Raw genomic sequence first — 18,707 nt, forward strand, 5'->3', positions numbered from 1 at the left:
GAGTGTTTGTTGCATCATACTCTCGTTGCATTATTTATTTTTTTTTGAAGAGAAGTAATAATTTCAGGAGTTAATTCTTCTTCTGGTTTTACTAATTCACGTTCAGCTAGAACTGATTTAATTTGATTTTCGGAGGCTTTTCCTAATCCTTGTAACAGTGTTTTAAAACTCTGGTCTTGCTTAAATAAAACTACTGGATACAAGTTGATGGGTTAAGACGCAAACCCGTAAACTATTATATATTCTTCAGCTTAATTATTTATTAATCTAACTCATCTGTGACTCTTTTGAGAGATTTTTCATTGAAGGCTGGAAAAATCAAATAAGGAAATTGTTCTTTATATTGGCGTAATTCTGCAAAAATAGGAGATTCTAAACCAGTAACCACACACCAAATTCTGGCACGGGTTATAGCTACCAATGCTTCATTTCGTTTGTGAAGCTCACTTTCTTGTTTCCAACTCAGAGGTTTGGTTGCATAATCAAATCTACAAGCATAAACTTTATAGGCTTCGTTACCCTTGGCTCTATAAATATTAGATATTGTTACACAACCATCCTTTTGAAAAATGTCACGACTACCATCTGTTCCTGCAATATAAGCAGGAATTTCATAATTAGTTAAAGCTTGTTTTAGTTTTTTAAAATAGATTTTTTCATCATCACCACATAGGGCTGTGATAATAATATGTCGTGGGTTTAATCCTTGGTGTAAATCATTTGCGACTTGTTGAGCTATCCATTCTTGTTCATCTTCTTCATATTCAAAACTTTCTATTTTTAAAATATCTCCAATTGCATCTTGATAAGGAAAATCATTTTGATCTATGGGATGAAGATTTACTGGATGTTTTTGTGGATCTGTTTTTGTTTGATCATATTCTCGTTCAATTTTCACCAGTTTTTTCTCTTTAACACTTGCATCACTAAAGTCTCCATCTAATAATACTGTATAACCCAATTTTTCCCATTCTTTTTTATCGCTTACACCTTGTAAAACCCCTCCATCCCTTAATAGTCCCATATTCACGGCATGGGCAATCATTAATAATTGTTTGGGAGTTCTATAAGATATATTGAAATTCCTAGCACGACCTCGTAAATTTACCACATTTTCGCCAAAAATTGCTTTTGCTTTAGGTACTATTAATGAACCAATCCCCTGCGCTTCATCATAAGCCCAATAAAGACGTTTTAGTTCGGTAAGTGTATTTCTGGCTAAACGATAAAAGGCAGGTGGTAAATCTTGTCCTTCATCAATTAAAATTACATCATAAAGCTGGGGATAATTAATAATTTGTTTTTCTAATTGATCGCAAATATATTCAAAGGCAATTCCTGGATCAACACTTCCACCAAAAATCCTTTTTACATCATTAAGAGTTAGAGGTTTTATACCACTTGCTAGAGCCAATTTACGATAGAAACCATCCCTATCTTTTGCGCCCCAAGCATGGAGTACATTTAAATTATTCCAATTTGGCTTTTGTCCATTAGATAATTTTTGATAGTATGTAGAAATTCTCTCATGTATAATCTGATCATAAAGAGAACGAGTAAAGAAAATAAAGGCAATTTTCCAGTCTGGATGCTCTTTGTGGATAGTAGCGGCACGTTGAGCAAATGTCACCGTCTTTCCACTTCCAGCTAATCCTCTAATCCGTTGCGGTCCTTCAGGATATTTAGAAGAAACTTCTTGTTGTTGTTCATCTAAAGAAACAAGTCCAGATTCAAGGTTATGAATTGCATATACTGGGTTATTTAAGGAAGTTCCTTCTGGAATATGACGAATATTTGACATGGTATTTTTCCCTGAAGTTTAATCTTATTAGATGCTAGTATCAGCACTATAACATCCTCCATAACACATTTTTTGCCCTTACCTCTCACATTGTCCCTAGCAGTAATAGAATAGGAACGATCGCCCTGTAAAGCCTACCAAGAACAAAAGGTAGCGATAAAGTAGCAGATTTGACAGAAGTAGAACACCAAAACTCTGTATCCAGAAGAGATTACTGAAAAGCGAAGTAAAAATTTTTATGGTTTCCCAAATTCGGTTTTTAATGTGCGCTCCTGACCATTATGATGTGGATTATGTGATTAATCCGTGGATGGAAGGGAATATTCACAAGTCCTCACGCGATCGCGCTGTGGAACAATGGAATAAATTATACAATGTTATCAAAAATCACGCCATTGTCGATTTAGTTGCCCCAGAAAAAGGCTGGCCTGATATGGTATTTAGTGCCAATGCAGGTTTAGTCCTCGGTGAAAACGTCGTTCTCAGCCGCTTTTTACATAAAGAACGCCAAGGTGAAGAACCGTATTTTCAACAGTGGTTTGAACAAAACGGTTATAATGTTTACACACTTCCTAAAGACCTACCCTTTGAAGGTGCTGGTGACGCACTCCTAGACCGGGAAGGGCGGTGGTTATGGGCTGGATACGGTTTTCGGTCAGAATTAGATTCTCACCCCTACTTGGCTAAATGGCTGGACATTGAGGTGATTTCTCTGCGGTTAATGGATGAACGTTTTTATCACCTTGATACCTGCTTCTGTCCTTTAGCAAATGGTTATTTGCTGTATTATCCTGGTGCTTTTGATTCCTACTCTAACCGCGTGATTGAAATGCGCGTCGCACCGGAAAAGCGGATTGCTATTGCAGAAGCTGATGCTGTCAACTTCGCTTGTAATGCGGTGAATGTGGAAAGCATCGTCATTATGAACAAAGCCAGTGATAATTTAAAATCACGTTTGGCGGAAGTTGGTTTTCAAGTCATTGAAACACCTTTAACCGAATTTCTCAAAGCCGGTGGTGCGGCTAAATGCTTGACTTTGCGGGTAACAGAACCAGTTAGAGAAGAACTACACGCTAATGTATCTGTAGAAAGTCGTGTCATCCGCATGGAAGGACACTTGCTGGATGCAGGTTTGATTAACCGCGCTTTAGATTTAATTGTGGAAATGGGGGGAAGTTTCCAAGTTCTCAAATTCAACTTGGGAGAACAACGTCAAAGTACATCTGCGGCTGAGGTGAGGGTATCTGCACCATCCCATGAAGTGATGGAAGAGATTATCTCGCAGTTGATTGATTTGGGTGCAGTTGATTTACCCCAAGATGAACGAGATTCTAAATTAGAACCTGTGGTACAAGCGGGTGTGGCTCCTGATGATTTCTATGTTAGCACGATTTATCCGACTGAAATACGGGTAAATGGAGAATGGCTGAAAGTGCAGAATCAACGCATGGATGGCGCGATCGCCATTTCTCAAACTGCTAATGGTATAGTAGCTAAGTGTAAACTATTGCGTGATTTGGAAATAGGCGATCGCGTTGTAGTTGATGTTTTAGGTATCCGCACCATCCGCAAAGCCGAATCACGAGAACAACGCAACTCCCAGGAATTCAGCTTTATGTCTTCTGGTGTTTCCAGTGAAAGACGGGTGGAATTAGTCGTTGAACAAGTGGCTTGGGAATTACGTAAAATTAAGGATAGCAACGGTAAAGTAGTTGTCACTGCTGGCCCTGTGGTGATTCATACAGGTGGTGGTGAACATTTATCTCGACTGATTCGAGAAGGTTACGTACAGGGACTTTTAGGCGGAAATGCGATCGCTGTCCATGACATGGAACAAAACCTGCTGGGAACATCCCTGGGTGTAGATATGAAGCGGGGTGTAGCTGTGCGTGGTGGACACCGACATCATTTGAAGATCATTAATACTATCCGCCGTTTTGGTAGCATTGCTAAAGCTGTAGAAGCGGGAGTGGTGAAAAGCGGAGTCATGTATGAATGTGTGAAAAATAACATTCCCTTTTCCCTCGCTGGTTCGATTCGGGATGATGGCCCTTTACCTGACACCCAAATGAACCTGATTTTAGCACAACAGGAATATTCTCAAATCATCCAAGGTGCAGATATGATTCTCATGCTATCTTCTATGCTGCATTCTATCGGGGTGGGAAATATGACTCCTGCGGGTGTGAAGATGGTTTGTGTGGATATTAACCCGGCTGTAGTGACAAAATTGAGCGATCGCGGTTCAATAGAATCAGTAGGCGTAGTTACGGATGTGGGTTTGTTCCTCAGTTTGTTAACTCAGCAATTGGATAAATTGACAAGTCCTTATGTTGCGAAGGTAGGTTAAAGTCAATAATCAATCTTGTGGTGCTGGCATACTTCGATACACTCAGTACAAGTCTTGCCCGCCACCATTTCATCTGACATTCTTATATAATTATTATTGAGGTAGGAATTATGGGAAAAACACCAATAATTGACTCTAATCAATCCTACACCTTTGCTGATTATTTCAAATTGAATTATGAACCAGATGAAATTATAGGATATTTTGGCTATAACTTGAAATCACAATCTCTAACTTTACCAACAACACAACAAAACTTAGAAAGATTAACAGACCTAAAAGACCGTATTGAAGAAAGTTTACCCTATATTAGTTTAACCAGTGAAACCGCCAGAAGAGAATTTTTAATTGCTCCTGTAATTATCGAACTAATTCACTATACCCATGCTAAAGTTAGGGTAGAATATGCGTTAAATATTAATAACCAATTAAAAGGAGTTGTTGATTATTATATTAAAGCTGACAATCAATTATTAGTTATTGAAGCTAAAAATGCCGATTTAGAAAGAGGAATTGTCCAATTAGCTGTAGAATTAATTGCCTTTGATAATTGGTCTCCTATTGATAATCCTATTCTTTATGGTGCAGTTTCTATTGGTAATATTTGGCAATTTGTAATTTTACATCGTGAATCAAAAGAAATCACTCAAGATTTAAACCTTTATCGTGTACCCAATGATTTAGAAACTTTAATGAAAATTTTAGTAGCTTTAATGAAGAATTTTTAGGCTATTTACACATTGTTTAGCAAATAAGTCAACTCAATGCAAACCCTAATTAGACTCAAAATTGAAAGATTTATTGAACAAGATCAAGAATATTTTGTAGCTACAAGTGATGATTTACAAGGTTTAGTGGCAGAAGGTAAAACAGTACAAGAAGCCATAGAAATTGCTGAAGATGTAGCTAAGGTATTATTGGAATTGGAGAAAGAAAACAATCATAATTTTCATTAGTAGAAATCCTGTAAATCCTTAAATCCTGTAAATCCTGATTCTGACAACTAAAATCCCCAGTTTTTTTAGCAGCTTAAAATTATGTTTTTAAGCCTCTCTCCTTGCAGGGGAGAGGTTTGGAGAGGGGTTTTACAAATTTCGTCGAACTCAGGTTAATTTGGTGGAGTCTTGATCCGGACAAACTTATGTTGCTAATGTAGGCTAAGAAATATCTCACGCAAAGGCGCAAAGGGTTTTTCTGTGCGTTTTTGTGTCTTTGTTTTTTTTTCACGCTTCAGGCGCAGAGAGTTATCTAATACTCTATCGGCAAGTATTATACCAAAACCGGATAATCGTTATTTTGAGATAGCTTGCCCGAATTTTAATATATTTTGGGCTATTTTTATCACCTCTTTCTTAACATTCAACACGGTATCGGATTCCCATACCTCTCCAGTATTTCCAAAATATCTGGTGAGACACCCTGGATATTAGTAAGGATGGTAAAGGCAAAGGGGAAAATATGTATATTTGTTTTATTTATTTGAGCACCAGTAAAGTTAGCACCTGTGAAGTTAGCACAGAGGTTATTCATCCTCTTGTCCATGATTTTGTCTAGTATGACGTCGCGTTCTTTATCTGTGAGTTTTGGGTCTTCGAGTTGTTCCGCGAGTTGTTCGTAAGACTTTTCTGTGAATTTGGCATTTGTGAGGTTGGCATTTGTGAGATTGGCACGTGTGAGGTTGGCATCTGTGAGATTGGCACGTGTGAGGTTAGCATCTGTGAGGTTGGCACCTGTGAGGTTAGCACCTGTGAGGTTAGCATCTGTCAAGTTGGCACCTGTGAGACGGGTACGTGTGAGGTTAGCACCTGTGAGGTTGGCACCTGTGAGGTCGGCACCCAACAAGTTAGATTCAGCAAGATTGGCACCACTGAGGTTGGCACCTTTGAGATTGATGTTGGTGACTATATTCTTAAAGAGTCCTTGCAGATTGGCACCTGAGAGGTCACATCCCTCACATTCCCCTGTGTTCTTAAGTTTATCTACATCTTCTTGTTTGAAAGCATAACTAGGAGGATTCAGCATTGCAGAAGAGATAACAGCCAATACTGGCACTAAAGCCCAAGATAAGTAAAGTTTCATCGTTTTACCCTGTGTTCATATCACATCCGTGATTGATTTTACTTCTAAGTGTAAGTATTTTTTGTAACTTTTATAAAAGTTAACATTCAACATTTCTGGTATGTTTGATGACAGATGTGGGTTTATTCCTCAGTTTGTTGGTGCAGCAATTGGATAAGTTGACAAGTCCCTATATTGCCAATGTATTACACTAGGTGACAGGTGACAGCACTAAAAGATTTTTAGTTAATATTTGTTTTCATGCAAGAGAAAAAATAAGTCTAACAATAACATCCTGTAAATCCTTAACTCCTGGATATCCTGATTCTGACAATTTTATTTACTATCGTGCGATATAATACTAAATTAACAACTGCAATCCTTTAAATAGTATGAGTGAAACCCTGGCTGATATTGCTATACCACCGCAGTTTCCTGATCATACTCAACTACCAGAGTCTGATGGTACGTTTGTGAAAAATTTTCAAGAACATCCCCAAAGCATCATTATCACAGATTCAATTATTCAAACTTTAGAAAAAATACATCCTGATGGACAATTTTGTATAGGTCAAGATTGTGGAATTTATTGGCGCGAAACAGAACCACCAGAAAAAGGTACAGTTGCACCAGACTGGTTTTATGTCCCTGATGTAGCACCAAGATTAGAAGGTAAAATTCGCCGTTCCTATGTTTTCTGGCGGGAATATATTCCCCCATTAATTGCGATAGAATTAGCTAGTGGTAATGGTGATGAAGAACGAGATAAAACACCTTTAGCGGGGTTACAACCAGGTGAAAAACCTGGGAAGTTTTGGGTATATGAACGCATTATTCGTATTCCCTATTATGTCATTTATGAAGTTAATAATGGCAATTTAGAAGTTTATCATTTGGTGGATTTCTGTTACCAAAAAATGCAGCCTAACGAACGTGGACATTACCCTATTCCCCCTTTAGGTGTAGAATTAGGATTGTGGCACGGAAGTTATTTGAATAATCCTGAGCAACTTTGGCTGCGTTGGTGGGATAATGAAGGTAATTTATTATTGGTCGGTAAGGAAGAAGCACAGTTAGAAAAATTTAGGGCTGAACAACAACAACAAAGGGCTGAACAAGCAGAAAATAAAGCTGCAAAGTTAGCGGCAAAATTGCGAGAATTGGGGATAGATCCAGATGATGATTTATAATTTAGAGAAACGAACCGCAGAGGCGCAGAGGACACAGAGAGAAGATGCAAAAAGTTGTTTTGTCAAGAGATTTACAGGTTAATTGGGTGGGTTTTTTTGCTGATTTCCTGTTAGTGGGAATGGTTTTTGGTCCCCCTATTGCACCTTTTCTCGCTGCGTCTGGTGTGTTTGTGCTTCCAGGTATTGCGGACATTATTTACTTTATGGGTGATCATGTATGTCCACAACCTACTATGGGTTTGGAGTTAGCACCACCTTTTATTATGGCGGTATGTATGCGCTGTTATGGCACGGTGACAGGATTATTAATTACTCGAATTTTGTATGCGGTGACTGGTGGTAAAGGTGTTTTTTGGTTAAGCCAATACGGTTGGATTGGTGCGGCTTTTACTAGTGTTTTAATGATGGCTTATCCGTTGGAGTTAGCAGCGCAGATATTCGGTTTGTGGGGTTTTAATAATTATATTGTTACGCCTTTTGGTTTGATTACTGGTTTGGCTTGGGGTTTATTTACTATGCCGATTTTGCATAAGTGGACTGGGACGCAAACCAGTTAGAGTCAATCTACCACTGCCACGACCATATATAATGTTCGTTAACATTTTCTACTTCCTTTGATGAAAATAACGTGATTTAAGTCACGCACCCTGTATAACTATTAAAATATGTAGATAATTCTGTATGTGATGATAGAGGTAAAGCGTTTTCTTGGTTCTCTTAAAAATCAATAATTTTCTGATTCATCTGGTTTTTTTAAAAGTCGTACATTTCTAGTTGACTAGCAGCCGTAGTAAAGTCAGAAATTGAATTTTTTAGATCCTTATACTCTTGAATAGTGAGATTGCCATTTTCGCACTGTTCATTTAAGAACCTGATCAGCGACAACCTCACAGATTCGATTTTTGCCCTTGTCCTAGCTGCCATTACAGCTTGAGATAAACTAGGATAAATATGGTTATTGCTAATCCCTATTTCTTCATTAGGCATCCAACACTTAAATAAATAGCCTTTTGATAAGGGTATTAATTCAATCAACCAGCCACAAGATGAATCTTTCCATTTCATTGACAAACTCTTTATTGGTTTAACAATCATTTGCACTATCAGCATATAACCTATATATGCAATTCTTGTGTGGGATTTGTGCAGAATTTGTGCAGATAAAATATTATAGAGGGCTGTATGATGTTGGTGAGCTTATTTTTCTCTAACAATGCACTTAATAAATCCAGCCACTGAGATATTAAAATCTACTAGAGCAGTTTATTAATCGTCTCTACATTTAAAACATTACTGAAAAATTCTCTAGGAATTTGTATCAGTTGAGACGATATCCCAAACCATGAACAGTTTCAATCAATGTTTCTGGCGCACCTAAGAGTCTTAATTTTTGCCTAAGACACTTAATATGAGACCTTACTGTTTCCTCTACCGGAGAGTCATCAACAGACCAAACTTGCTCAATAATGCTAGAACGGCTCAAAACCCTTCTACCATTTGCAACCAGCAATTCCAAAATTGCATACTCTTTAGGAGTTAAGGAGATAAGATGACCGTCATAAGTTGTCTCGTAAGTGCTAGGATTTAACGTTAATTTTCCCCAAGATAAACTTACTGTACTCGCAGCACTACCACGTCTAAGTAAAGCACGTATCCGAGCCATTAATTCTTCTAAATCAAATGGTTTTGCTACATAATCATCTGCACCAGCATCTAATCCAGCAATCTTATCGGCTACCGTATCGCGCGCTGTTAGCATTAATACTGCTACTGCTGAGTTGCGATATGCTGGACTGTTGACGCTAGTAGTTCGTAAGCGGTGACAAAATCTGATTCCATCTAGCTTTGGCAAAGTTACATCTAGCACTACTAAATCATATTTCATTGACTCTGTTGCGTGCCAAGCTGCTTCTCCATCTTTAGCAACATCAACTACATACTGTCTTCTGGTTAAAGCTTCTGTAAGTGCTTCTGCCAGTTGAATATCATCTTCAACTATCAGAATTCGCATAATTTATTTTTTATTCAAATAGAGGTAATGAGGGAAATATTAACTTAAATTGACTTGATAAATAAATGGATAATTTATGAAATCGTATATTTCAGGAAAATGGATTGCGGCTGGAGTTTCTTTAGCTATATCGCTAATGGCGCTAGTTACCTTCGCTTCATTTAATAACACTACCGAAATTAAGGAAAATGCTAATCAAGTTCAGCATACTTATCAAACTCTCAATACTTTGACAGATTTATATGCAGCTATGACAGTAGCTGAATCAGCACGAAGAGGGTATATATTTTTGGGAAGTAGACAAGATTTAGAGCGTTATGAAAATGCCATAAATAACATAAAAACTAAGGTCAGTTTATTAGAAACTCAAATCCATAATAATATCAATCAAAAACAGAGATTTGCCAGGTTTAAATCATTGGTTAATCAAAGATTATCTCTTTTAGAAGAATCAATAAAACTTTATCAACAAGATAAAAATGCATTACAACAGCAAACTAACATTACCGAAGCTAGTGTTAATTTAAGAGAAAAAATTATTCCTATAATTGCAGATATTCAAACTGAAGAACAAAGTTTCCTAAACAGTTCTCTCAAGCAGTCGCAACAGAGTATTCACTTACGAATATTCATGGAAATACTAGGAACTATTTTAAGTCTGGTTGTGATTTGCAGTTTATGTTTTATCATCGAGCGTCAAGGAGTAAAACATGAACACATTAAATCTTTGGAAGCTTCCCTTGCTCAAGAAAAAAAAATTGGTGAACTCAAGGTTCAGCTATTTTCTATGATTTCCCATGAATTTCGTACACCTTTAAGTGTAATATTGCTTTCATCTCAGTTATTACGGGAAATTCTGGTGGATTTGGTGGATAAAAAGGAATTAAAAAATCTTGACCGCATTCAGTCTTCAGCAAAGTTGATGAATCACCTGTTAACAGATATATTAACTTTGACTAGAGCCGAAGCAGGTGAACTAGATTATAAACCTCAATTAATCAATGTGGAAAACTTTTGTTTGAATCTGCTGGAAGATGTGCAGATGTTTAGTCGCACAAATCATATTATAAAGTTTATCAAAAATGGTCAATCTTTTCGTGCTAATCTAGATGAAAAATTGTTGTACTCTATTCTTAGTAATTTACTTTTAAATGCTATTAAATATTCGTCATCAGGGGGTACTATATACTTAGTTTTAAATTCTCAATCAGATGCTACTATCTTTCAGGTGATAGATGAAGGTATAGGCATTTCTCCAGAGGAACAGACTAGGCTTTATGAGCCTTTTTTTCGGTCTGAAAATGTTGAAGGTATTGTCGGAACTGGGTTAGGATTACCAATTGTCAAGAAATGTGTTGAAAGACACCAGGGAGAAATTTTGGTGGAAAGTAAAGTTGGCGTAGGAACAACTTTTACTGTGAAAATTCCTAGAGCTAATGATGAGACAAAATTTTCTTAGAAACTTCCAAATTAAGAAATATCCAATACTATTTTGCGCCTTTGCTCCTCTGTGCCTCTGCGCGAAACTTTTCCTTACTTAACAGTTTTAAACCACTCTGTCACCCCATCCGCTAAAGTTTTAGCCATTTTCTTCTGTTCCTCTGGGTTCACTATCTCCTCAAACTCATAAGGGTTACTCATAAAACCCAATTCCAATAATACCGAAGGTGCAATAGCGGGACGAGTTAAAGCTAAATTATTCCAAAACACGCCATAGGAAGGTTTACGAAGTTTGTTAACTACGTAATTATGTAAAAATACTGCGGGATTATGTGATTGAGGGTGATACCAAAAAGTACCAAAGCCTTTGGTTTTTTCCGCATCACCATTATCAGGTAAAGAATTGTAATGAATAGAAAGAGCGATCGCAGGTTCTTCTTTACTAATTATCTCCTGACGTTCTACCAAAGACACATCCCGGTCATCTTCCCTTGTCATCACCACCTTTGCACCACGCTGCACCAACTCATCCCGTAGTAATTTAGAAACTATCAAATTCACATCTTTTTCTAAATATCCCGTTGGACCACTTGCACCAGATTCCTTCCCACCGTGTCCCGGATCTAGTAAAATCTTGATACCAGATAAGGGTTTTCTATTCTGAATATTCGGTGCATGACGCAGACTCAATACCAGAGTTGTGTTGTCGTATCTCAGCTTATAACCCCACTGTTGGAGCTTTTTGAGGTTAAAGGTGTATTTAACCTGTTGAGGATTCACCTGTTGCCAATCTAGGCGAGAAATGAGGGGATCATCATCCAGACGAATTGTATCTGTTTGGGCAGTGGTATTGTAGAGAGTGAGAGTCAAAGTGCGATCGCTCTGTTCCACACTCACAGGTACAGGCATTTGCAAGGGGAAACGTATCTCCGTCGTTCCAGCTAGTTGACGATATCCCACACTGCGAATGACTGTTTGTGGTGGAACTGCACCTGGTATAATTTTGGTTTCTTTACTATTAATCCAAGCCCCATAATCTAACCGTAACCAATCACCATCTCTACCTGTAACGCTTGCCCTTGTTCCTTTTGGTAATGGTGTCAGTCGGGAATGATCGGTACTAGAACCCGTGCGTGCAACCCCTGATGTCACTGTTACTTCTACAACTGGTAACTGTGCAGGTGCAATAATTTCAATTTTACCCTTACCAGTTTCCGTCATGGTCTGACCATTTAATGTCAAACTAAATTGAGGTTGTCCCAAATCAGCAGCATTGGCGATAGTTGTACAACCTTGATATTTACTAATATTAGAAATAGTAGCCTGATTGCGCCCGGTTAAAATGCTGGAATTAGCAGGTAATTCTGCTTTTGCAGGTTGAGGTGAAAGATTAACAATTTGATTAGCCAGTTTAACAGAAACATTAGCTTGCGGACGTGCGATCGCACCAAAACAAATTAGTTCTCCTGGTAGTCTAGCAATATCCACAGCAGGAGTCAGAGAATCCTTGGCAAAACCTAAACCTTGTGGTAATTCTGGTTGAGTAGAAAGCCTTGTTACCTTAATTTCTCGTTCCTGATTTTGGTAACGTACCTTAAATACATTCTCCCCTAATTTTAAAGGGAAACTAGGCGCAAAATGACCAGACTGACTGCGGTTAATTTGTCTATCATTAATTAGAACTTGTCCACCTGCTGGTGCTGTACCGATAAAAAATATTTTTTCTGTACTGGTTTGGTGGTTTGCTGGGGGATAAACCACTAAAAGCGATGGTTGTGCCAAGGACTCGGAGGAGGTGAAAATCAAGCTAAATATTGCTAATCCTAAAAGTTTTTTCACGGCAAAAATACAAAATATTTAATAACAGTAACTCGATGAAAAAAATCTATTTTTATAAGTTTCTGACTGCCTTCTAACTCTTCCTCCTGACTCCTGTTCGGGCGTTCGCGTAGCGTGCTGGAAGCATCAGCATTCGGGCGATCAATTATCAGTTGTTAGCAAAGGCTATTTTCCGAATGCTTCGCCCCTACTTCACCATCTTAAACCACTCTGTCACCCCATCAGCCAACGTCTTAGCAATTTTCCTCTGTTGTTGAGAGTTGACTATCTCTTCAAACTCATCAGCATTACTCATCAAACGAAATTCTAATAAAACCGCAGGTGCAACTGAGGGACGAGTCAGGGCTAAATTATTCCAAAATAGGCCATAGGAAGGTTCAAGGCGTTTGTTAACTACGTAATTATGTAAAAATATTGCTAGGCTGTGTGCCTGGGGATGATACCAAAAACTCACCAACCCCCTAGTTTTTTCTACTTTACTATCATCAGCTAAAAAATTGTAATGGATGGAAAGAGCGATCGCAGGTTCTTCATAACTAATTATCTCCTGACGTTCCACTAAAGAAACATCTCGATCATCCTCCCTTGTCATCACCACTTTTGCACCACGCTGCACCAACTCATCCCGCAGTAACTTCGATAACACCAAATTTACATCTTTTGCTAAATATCCCGGCGGTCCACTTGAACCAGATTCTTTACCACCATGTCCTGGATCGAGTACAATTTTGATGCCAGATAGAGGCAGGCGTTTTCTGTGTTCAAGATGCGGTGGATGACGTAAAGTTAACACCAGGGTTGTATTGTCGTATTTCAGTCTATACCCCCATTGTTGGAGCTTTTTGAGGTTAAAGGTGTACTTTACCTGACCAGGAGCCACCTGTTGCCAATCTAGGCGAGAAATGAGGGGGTCATCATCCAGACGAATGGTATCTGTTTGAGCAGTAGTATTGTAGAGAGTGAGAGTAAAAGTGCGATCATCGCTTTGTTCCACACTCACAGGTACAGCAACTTGTAATGGAAAAATTATCTCTGTTGCTCCAGCTAGTTGACGATATCCAACACTGCGAATTATTGTTTGTGGTGAAACTGCACCGGGTAGAATTTTGGTTTCTTTGCTATTAATCCAACCCCCATAGTCTAAGCGTAACCAATCACCTTCTCTACCTGTAACTGTTGCCCTTGTCCCTTTTGGTAGCGGTGTGAGTCGTGAATAATCTGTACTAGGTCCAGTCCGAGCCACACCTGATGCTACTGTCACCTCAGTAACTGGCAGTTTTGCAGGTGTAAGAATTTGAATTTTGCCCTGACCAAGTTGAGTAGCAGTATTACCATTCAATGTCAAACTAAATTGAGGTTGTCCCAAATCGGCAGCATTGGCCACTGTTGTGCAGCCTTGATATTTGCTAGGACTAGAAGGAGTTGGCTGATTTCTTCCTGTGAGTACACCTGAATTAGCAGGTAATTGCCCTTGTGGTGGTTGTGGTGACAAGGGAATAGTTTGGTTAGCCAACTTCACAGAGACAGTCGCTTGAGGAGGTGCAATAGCCCCAAAACATATCAGTTCTCCGGGTAATCTAGCAATATCAGCCGCCGGAGTTAGAGAATCCTTTGCAAAGCCTAATTCCTGTGGTAATTCTGGCTGAGTTGAAAGCCTTGTTACCTTCACCTCTCGTTCTTGATTTTGGTCAGTGACTTTAAACAGATTCTCCCCCACCTGTAAGGGGAAACTTGGGGAAAAATGACCTGTTTTGCTACGGCTAATGAGCTTACCATTAATGAGAACTTGCCCATTGGCTGGTGCTGTACCAATAAAAAATATTTTTTCTGTACTGGTTTGGTAGTTTGTTGAGGGAAAAACTACTACAAGAGAGGTTTGTGCTATGGCCACTGAGGAGGTGAAGAGAAAGTTAAATACTACTAATACTAATAGTTTGTTCACTGCAAAAATACAGAAGATTTCATGATAGCAATTGTGGGACAATAACCAATAATGAATAAAAAATCAAGGATGAAAACAGACGCAAATAAATCGGATCAAAAGACATGGATTTATCTGTGAGGGGTAATTCATCTTTCATACTAGTGCAGTACAGCAGAAATCATTGAGCAGATGAAATTAGCTTGAAAGCTTGTAAGATAAGTCTTTTAAAGCTACTGATAAATGTCACTGACCGCTCACACTAGTCCTCAGGCGTAAACACACTTTCTCCCTCAGAAAACGGGATGTATTTTTAGAAGTTACTAGAAATTGAAAATACTATGACTAAGTTTATCTTTGTAACTGGAGGCGTTGTTTCCAGTATTGGTAAAGGCATTGTAGCAGCAAGTCTGGGACGATTGCTGAAATCACGGGATTATTCGGTATCGATTCTCAAACTCGATCCCTATATTAACGTCGATCCAGGCACGATGAGTCCCTTTCAACATGGGGAAGTTTTTGTGACCCAAGATGGTGCAGAAACGGATTTGGACTTGGGACATTACGAGCGCTTTACTGATACTTCAATGTCCCGATTAAACAGCGTTACCACTGGCTTAATTTATCAGTCAGTCATTAATAAAGAACGCCGGGGCGACTATAATGGCGGCACAGTTCAGGTCATTCCCCATATTACTAATGAGATTAAAGAGCGGATTATTAGAGTTGCTAAAGAAACTAATCCATCAGCGGTAATTACTGAAATTGGTGGCACAGTGGGTGATATTGAATCACTTCCATTTTTAGAAGCAATTCGTCAATTGCGGAAGGAAGTAGGACGGCGAAATGTTCTGTATATGCACGTCACTCTTTTGCCTTGGATTGCGGCAGCGGGAGAAATGAAAACTAAACCCACTCAGCATTCTGTTAAGGAATTAAGATCAATTGGCATTCAACCAGATATTTTAGTATGTCGGAGCGATCGCCCCATCCCTGTTGGCTTAAAACAAAAGTTATCTGAGTTTTGTGACGTACCGGTAGAATGCGTCATTACTAGCCCAGATGCCCCCAGCATTTATGAAGTACCAGTAATTTTAGAACGGGAAGGATTAGCCGAGCAAGTCCTAGACTTACTGCAAATGGAACAACGCCAACCCAATTTGACGCAGTGGGAAACGATGGTAGAACGGATGTATAATCCCAAATACAGCGTCGAAATTGCCATTGTTGGTAAATATGTGCGGTTAAGTGATGCCTATCTTTCCGTAGTCGAATCCTTACGCCATGCCGCTATTGCTACTCATGGTGATTTGCGTTTGCGGTGGGTAAACTCCGAAGCCTTGGAAAATGAACCACCAGAAAATTATCTTTCAGGTGTTGATGGCATAGTTGTACCAGGAGGTTTTGGTAGCCGAGGAATAGATGGGAAAATTGCGGCCATTAAATACGCACGCGATCGCAAAATCCCCTTCTTAGGTTTATGCTTGGGAATGCAATGTTCTGTGATTGAATGGGCGAGAAATGTAGAGGGACTAGTCGATGCTAATAGTGCCGAATTTGATCCCTATACTAACTACCCAGTCATTAACTTGTTGCCTGAACAGCAGGATGTAGTTGATTTAGGCGGAACTATGCGCTTGGGGCTTTATCCTTGTCGTATTCTTCCCAACACCCTAGCCTTTGAGCTATATCAAGAAGAAGTGATTTATGAACGCCATCGCCATCGTTACGAGTTTAACAATGTTTACCGGAATCCATTGTTAGAGTCGGGCTATGTGATTAGCGGCACTTCACCCGACGGGCGCTTAGTGGAAATTGTCGAATATCCCCAGCACCCATTCTTTATAGCTTGCCAATTTCATCCTGAATTTCAATCTCGTCCCAGCACCCCCCATCCTTTATTTAAAGGATTTATGACAGCTGCTATTTCCCTCGCCCACCCTACCCCCATTACACCAACACCTGTAGAAGTTTCTTAGGGACTTTTGATACAAAATACAAAATATAGCAGAACAGGCGTAAAAGTCTGTTTTTATCTGGGTTTGATGCTCAGTTTATGTCAACACCTTACCTGGCAACCGCTATATGTATTTTGTATCAACTTTAAAGTGAAACGGTGATCAGGTAGGATTTGGGAAAAAACTCAAAATCAAAAAAAATTTGCAGCTATACTGGGTAAAATTACTTTGTAGGAAAAGCAATATTATGTAGTCAGTGTTGAGGCAAATTTGTGGCTTACTGGGTAAAAATACAAGACCAAAGGAAAGAATATGTAATTAACTTTGACCGTGTAAATGCTTTTTGTTATGAAAAGAACGGTAGACTTACCTTTTGGGTACCTAATAGTTCCATATCTATCGTCATTAACCCCCATAGTAATTGGGAAGATTATCAGAAGATTTCGGAATATATACAGTATGCCCAAGGAATAGAATTAGAGAGTACTTATTGGGTAACAATAACTTACGATAGAAAAGAATATATCATTAATCTCAACTGTATTAGTTCTTTTTGTTATGAAGAGAACGGCAGGATCAGTTTTTGGTTGCCGGATGTTACTTTCCCTATAATCATCAACCCCGTAAGTAATCCAGAATCTTACGAAAAGGTTGTACAATACCTCAAAAAACATACAGGTTATTCTTTGCCTGATTGACTAAAAAATACTGCATTTAAATAACTATATAGGACTACTATTTGATTTTTGAAATATACGTAGGGTGGGCATTGCCCACTTTACAAATATTTAAATATAATATTTAGATATATTCAAGAATGAAATCGGATGCCTATATAATCAACAATGACACATAAATAATTAAAATCAACAGGATTTTTTATGAGTGCATCTCCGATATTAAAACACTTAAAAGCAGAATTGATCACACCAGAGAATTTTCAGCGTTATGGACAGGTGATATTTCCTAGTGGAGACGGGAAGGCTTTTGATGCCGAAGATGCACATTTAAATTTACGAAATGGCATACCTCGCTTTTATATTATGCGACTGCACAACAAAGGCCGGAAGTTTCATAAAATTACTCGTCATGAACAATGTACTCAATGTTTGGGTTCTTTAGAAGGTAAGGATTGGTTAATGGCAGTTTGTCCACCTGATAATGATATTAATGAACCTCGATTAGATGAAATTGCTGTTTTTCACATTCCGGGGAATTGTTTTATTAAGTTAGAGGTAGGAACTTGGCACGCGGGGCCATATTTTGATCATGAGTTTGTAGATTTTTATAATTTGGAGTTGAGTGATACCAATGTAGTTGATCATTTCACCCATGATTTTATGAAAAGTCATCAATTAGAGTTTGAGATGGTGTGAAGGAAACCGTAATTCAAGAATAATGTATGTTAAAATTGGATTACCATAAATAGTGAAAAATTATTTCAATGGAAATTACTAAACTGTCCAGTCAAGGTCAAGTTACTATTCCCCAAGTTTTAAGAGATGAGTATCATTGGCAAGATGGCCAAGAATTAATAATCATTAATGTGGGTGATGGAATTTTATTAAAACCTAAAAAAACTTTTCCAGAAACAAAATTAGATGATGTTGCTGGTTGTTTGAATTATCAAGGAAAAGCTAAAACGATTGAAGAAATGGATCAAGCGATAGCGCAAGGAATAGAAGAATTATGGCATCAATGATTGCTGTTGATACCAATATTATTGTTAGATTGATTACTAAAGATGATGAACTACAGTATCAACAAAGTTTAGCATTATTCAAAAATAAAAATATTTTTATTCCTGATACTGTTATCTTAGAAACTGAATGGGTGTTGCGGTTTGCTTACAAGTTTAAACCATTGGAAATTTGTCAAGCTTTTAGAAAGGTTTTTGGTTTACCTAATGTTTATTTAACTAATGAAAAGTTAATTTTACAAGTTATTGAATGGCATGAAAATGGGGTAGATTTCGCAGATGCTTTTCATTTAGCTTCAAGTAATCATTGTTTAGAGTTTTATACTTTTGATGAAAAATTTATTAAAAAGTCTCAAAATTTATCTAATTCAACAGTCAAAAAGCCTGATTTTTAAATTAGTATATTTAAGCGATCGCACTCCTAACTCTCTATATCTAAA

Annotated in this window: 18 protein-coding genes; 11 read left to right on the forward strand and 7 right to left on the reverse strand. The window is 38.2% G+C overall.

The window, feature by feature from the left end:
* Nucleotides 1-14 precede the first annotated feature (14 nt).
* Together H6G59_RS09505 and H6G59_RS09510 are read right to left on the reverse strand one after the other, a co-directional pair.
* Complete coding sequence (locus tag H6G59_RS09505) at nt 15-203, reverse strand: hypothetical protein (RefSeq protein ID WP_199332004.1); 189 nt, start codon at nt 201-203, stop codon at nt 15-17.
* Between the two features lie 59 nt (nt 204-262).
* Nucleotides 263-1,801 carry a DEAD/DEAH box helicase gene (locus tag H6G59_RS09510; RefSeq protein WP_190713770.1) on the reverse strand — a complete coding sequence of 513 codons (1,539 nt, stop codon included), beginning with the start codon at nt 1,799-1,801 and terminating at the stop codon, nt 263-265.
* Between the two features lie 238 nt (nt 1,802-2,039).
* Between H6G59_RS09510 and argZ the strand changes: the two genes are divergently transcribed.
* The 3 genes from argZ (at nt 2,040) to H6G59_RS09525 (ending at nt 5,107) form a co-directional block, all read left to right on the forward strand.
* The gene (argZ, locus tag H6G59_RS09515) at nt 2,040-4,151 is read left to right on the forward strand and encodes a bifunctional arginine dihydrolase/ornithine cyclodeaminase (RefSeq protein ID WP_190713772.1); all 2,112 of its coding nucleotides are present in this window, start codon (nt 2,040-2,042) and stop codon (nt 4,149-4,151) included.
* A 110-nt stretch (nt 4,152-4,261) separates the two neighbouring features.
* Nucleotides 4,262-4,879, forward strand: coding sequence for a hypothetical protein (locus H6G59_RS09520; RefSeq protein ID WP_190713774.1), 618 nt, complete (start codon nt 4,262-4,264; stop codon nt 4,877-4,879).
* Between the two features lie 36 nt (nt 4,880-4,915).
* Nucleotides 4,916-5,107: a type II toxin-antitoxin system HicB family antitoxin gene (locus tag H6G59_RS09525; RefSeq protein WP_190713776.1), complete on the forward strand. Its 192-nt coding sequence runs from the start codon at nt 4,916-4,918 to the stop codon at nt 5,105-5,107.
* Nucleotides 5,108-5,510: 403 nt separating this feature from the next.
* On the opposite strand, the gene H6G59_RS09530 is transcribed toward H6G59_RS09525, so the two are convergent.
* Complete coding sequence (locus H6G59_RS09530) at nt 5,511-6,230, reverse strand: pentapeptide repeat-containing protein (RefSeq protein ID WP_190713779.1); 720 nt, start codon at nt 6,228-6,230, stop codon at nt 5,511-5,513.
* Between the two features lie 371 nt (nt 6,231-6,601).
* Between H6G59_RS09530 and H6G59_RS09535 the strand changes: the two genes are divergently transcribed.
* Both H6G59_RS09535 and H6G59_RS09540 read left to right on the forward strand, forming a co-directional pair.
* The gene (locus H6G59_RS09535; protein WP_190713780.1) at nt 6,602-7,399 is read left to right on the forward strand and encodes a Uma2 family endonuclease; all 798 of its coding nucleotides are present in this window, start codon (nt 6,602-6,604) and stop codon (nt 7,397-7,399) included.
* 44 nt (nt 7,400-7,443) lie between these two features.
* The gene (locus H6G59_RS09540) at nt 7,444-7,956 is read left to right on the forward strand and encodes a DUF2085 domain-containing protein (RefSeq protein WP_190713782.1); all 513 of its coding nucleotides are present in this window, start codon (nt 7,444-7,446) and stop codon (nt 7,954-7,956) included.
* Nucleotides 7,957-8,152: 196 nt separating this feature from the next.
* On the opposite strand, the gene H6G59_RS09545 is transcribed toward H6G59_RS09540, so the two are convergent.
* Entirely contained in the window at nt 8,153-8,464 is a 312-nt protein-coding gene (locus H6G59_RS09545; RefSeq protein WP_190713784.1) for a hypothetical protein, read from the reverse strand.
* A 253-nt stretch (nt 8,465-8,717) separates the two neighbouring features.
* Nucleotides 8,718-9,410: a response regulator transcription factor gene (locus tag H6G59_RS09550; RefSeq protein WP_190713786.1), complete on the reverse strand. Its 693-nt coding sequence runs from the start codon at nt 9,408-9,410 to the stop codon at nt 8,718-8,720.
* Nucleotides 9,411-9,486: 76 nt separating this feature from the next.
* On the opposite strand from H6G59_RS09550, the gene H6G59_RS09555 reads away from it, so the two are divergent.
* Nucleotides 9,487-10,869, forward strand: coding sequence for a sensor histidine kinase (locus H6G59_RS09555; protein ID WP_190713788.1), 1,383 nt, complete (start codon nt 9,487-9,489; stop codon nt 10,867-10,869).
* Nucleotides 10,870-10,943: 74 nt separating this feature from the next.
* Here the strand turns inward: H6G59_RS09555 and H6G59_RS09560 are convergent, their stop codons facing one another.
* Together H6G59_RS09560 and H6G59_RS09565 are read right to left on the reverse strand one after the other, a co-directional pair.
* Nucleotides 10,944-12,689 carry an N-acetylmuramoyl-L-alanine amidase gene (locus H6G59_RS09560; protein WP_190713791.1) on the reverse strand — a complete coding sequence of 582 codons (1,746 nt, stop codon included), beginning with the start codon at nt 12,687-12,689 and terminating at the stop codon, nt 10,944-10,946.
* Nucleotides 12,690-12,876: 187 nt separating this feature from the next.
* On the reverse strand, nt 12,877-14,631 hold the full coding sequence (locus tag H6G59_RS09565) for an N-acetylmuramoyl-L-alanine amidase (RefSeq protein WP_190713793.1): 1,755 nt from the start codon (nt 14,629-14,631) through the stop codon (nt 12,877-12,879).
* Between the two features lie 320 nt (nt 14,632-14,951).
* On the opposite strand from H6G59_RS09565, the gene H6G59_RS09570 reads away from it, so the two are divergent.
* The 5 genes from H6G59_RS09570 (at nt 14,952) to H6G59_RS09590 (ending at nt 18,662) form a co-directional block, all read left to right on the forward strand.
* The gene (locus H6G59_RS09570) at nt 14,952-16,589 is read left to right on the forward strand and encodes a CTP synthase (protein ID WP_190713795.1); all 1,638 of its coding nucleotides are present in this window, start codon (nt 14,952-14,954) and stop codon (nt 16,587-16,589) included.
* Nucleotides 16,590-16,840: 251 nt separating this feature from the next.
* Entirely contained in the window at nt 16,841-17,266 is a 426-nt protein-coding gene (locus H6G59_RS09575; RefSeq protein ID WP_190713796.1) for a hypothetical protein, read from the forward strand.
* A 183-nt stretch (nt 17,267-17,449) separates the two neighbouring features.
* Nucleotides 17,450-17,944, forward strand: a complete 495-nt coding sequence (locus H6G59_RS09580) for an ureidoglycolate lyase (protein WP_190713798.1) — start codon at nt 17,450-17,452, stop codon at nt 17,942-17,944.
* Between the two features lie 68 nt (nt 17,945-18,012).
* Nucleotides 18,013-18,270, forward strand: a complete 258-nt coding sequence (locus H6G59_RS09585) for an AbrB/MazE/SpoVT family DNA-binding domain-containing protein (protein WP_190713801.1) — start codon at nt 18,013-18,015, stop codon at nt 18,268-18,270.
* Nucleotides 18,258-18,662 carry a type II toxin-antitoxin system VapC family toxin gene (locus tag H6G59_RS09590; protein ID WP_242038836.1) on the forward strand — a complete coding sequence of 135 codons (405 nt, stop codon included), beginning with the start codon at nt 18,258-18,260 and terminating at the stop codon, nt 18,660-18,662. Before H6G59_RS09585 ends, H6G59_RS09590 begins: the two co-directional genes overlap by 13 nt.
* Nucleotides 18,663-18,707 lie beyond the last annotated feature (45 nt).

Source organism: Anabaena lutea FACHB-196 (assembly GCF_014698305.1).
In the GTDB taxonomy this organism is placed as follows: Bacteria; Cyanobacteriota; Cyanobacteriia; order Cyanobacteriales; family Nostocaceae; genus Anabaena; species Anabaena lutea.

Excerpts from the sequence above, each read along its gene's own strand:
- H6G59_RS09510 (WP_190713770.1), bottom strand. The coding sequence starts at position 1,801 with ATGTCAAATATTCGTCATATTCCAGAAGGAACTTCCTTAAATAACCCA.
- argZ (WP_190713772.1), top strand. The coding sequence starts at position 2,040 with ATGGTTTCCCAAATTCGGTTTTTAATGTGCGCTCCTGACCATTATGAT.
- H6G59_RS09520 (WP_190713774.1), top strand. The coding sequence starts at position 4,262 with ATGGGAAAAACACCAATAATTGACTCTAATCAATCCTACACCTTTGCT.
- H6G59_RS09525 (WP_190713776.1), top strand. The coding sequence starts at position 4,916 with ATGCAAACCCTAATTAGACTCAAAATTGAAAGATTTATTGAACAAGAT.
- H6G59_RS09530 (WP_190713779.1), bottom strand. The coding sequence starts at position 6,230 with ATGAAACTTTACTTATCTTGGGCTTTAGTGCCAGTATTGGCTGTTATC.
- H6G59_RS09535 (WP_190713780.1), top strand. The coding sequence starts at position 6,602 with ATGAGTGAAACCCTGGCTGATATTGCTATACCACCGCAGTTTCCTGAT.
- H6G59_RS09540 (WP_190713782.1), top strand. The coding sequence starts at position 7,444 with ATGCAAAAAGTTGTTTTGTCAAGAGATTTACAGGTTAATTGGGTGGGT.
- H6G59_RS09545 (WP_190713784.1), bottom strand. The coding sequence starts at position 8,464 with ATGAAATGGAAAGATTCATCTTGTGGCTGGTTGATTGAATTAATACCC.
- H6G59_RS09550 (WP_190713786.1), bottom strand. The coding sequence starts at position 9,410 with ATGCGAATTCTGATAGTTGAAGATGATATTCAACTGGCAGAAGCACTT.
- H6G59_RS09555 (WP_190713788.1), top strand. The coding sequence starts at position 9,487 with ATGAAATCGTATATTTCAGGAAAATGGATTGCGGCTGGAGTTTCTTTA.
- H6G59_RS09570 (WP_190713795.1), top strand. The coding sequence starts at position 14,952 with ATGACTAAGTTTATCTTTGTAACTGGAGGCGTTGTTTCCAGTATTGGT.
- H6G59_RS09580 (WP_190713798.1), top strand. The coding sequence starts at position 17,450 with ATGAGTGCATCTCCGATATTAAAACACTTAAAAGCAGAATTGATCACA.
- H6G59_RS09585 (WP_190713801.1), top strand. The coding sequence starts at position 18,013 with ATGGAAATTACTAAACTGTCCAGTCAAGGTCAAGTTACTATTCCCCAA.
- H6G59_RS09590 (WP_242038836.1), top strand. The coding sequence starts at position 18,258 with ATGGCATCAATGATTGCTGTTGATACCAATATTATTGTTAGATTGATT.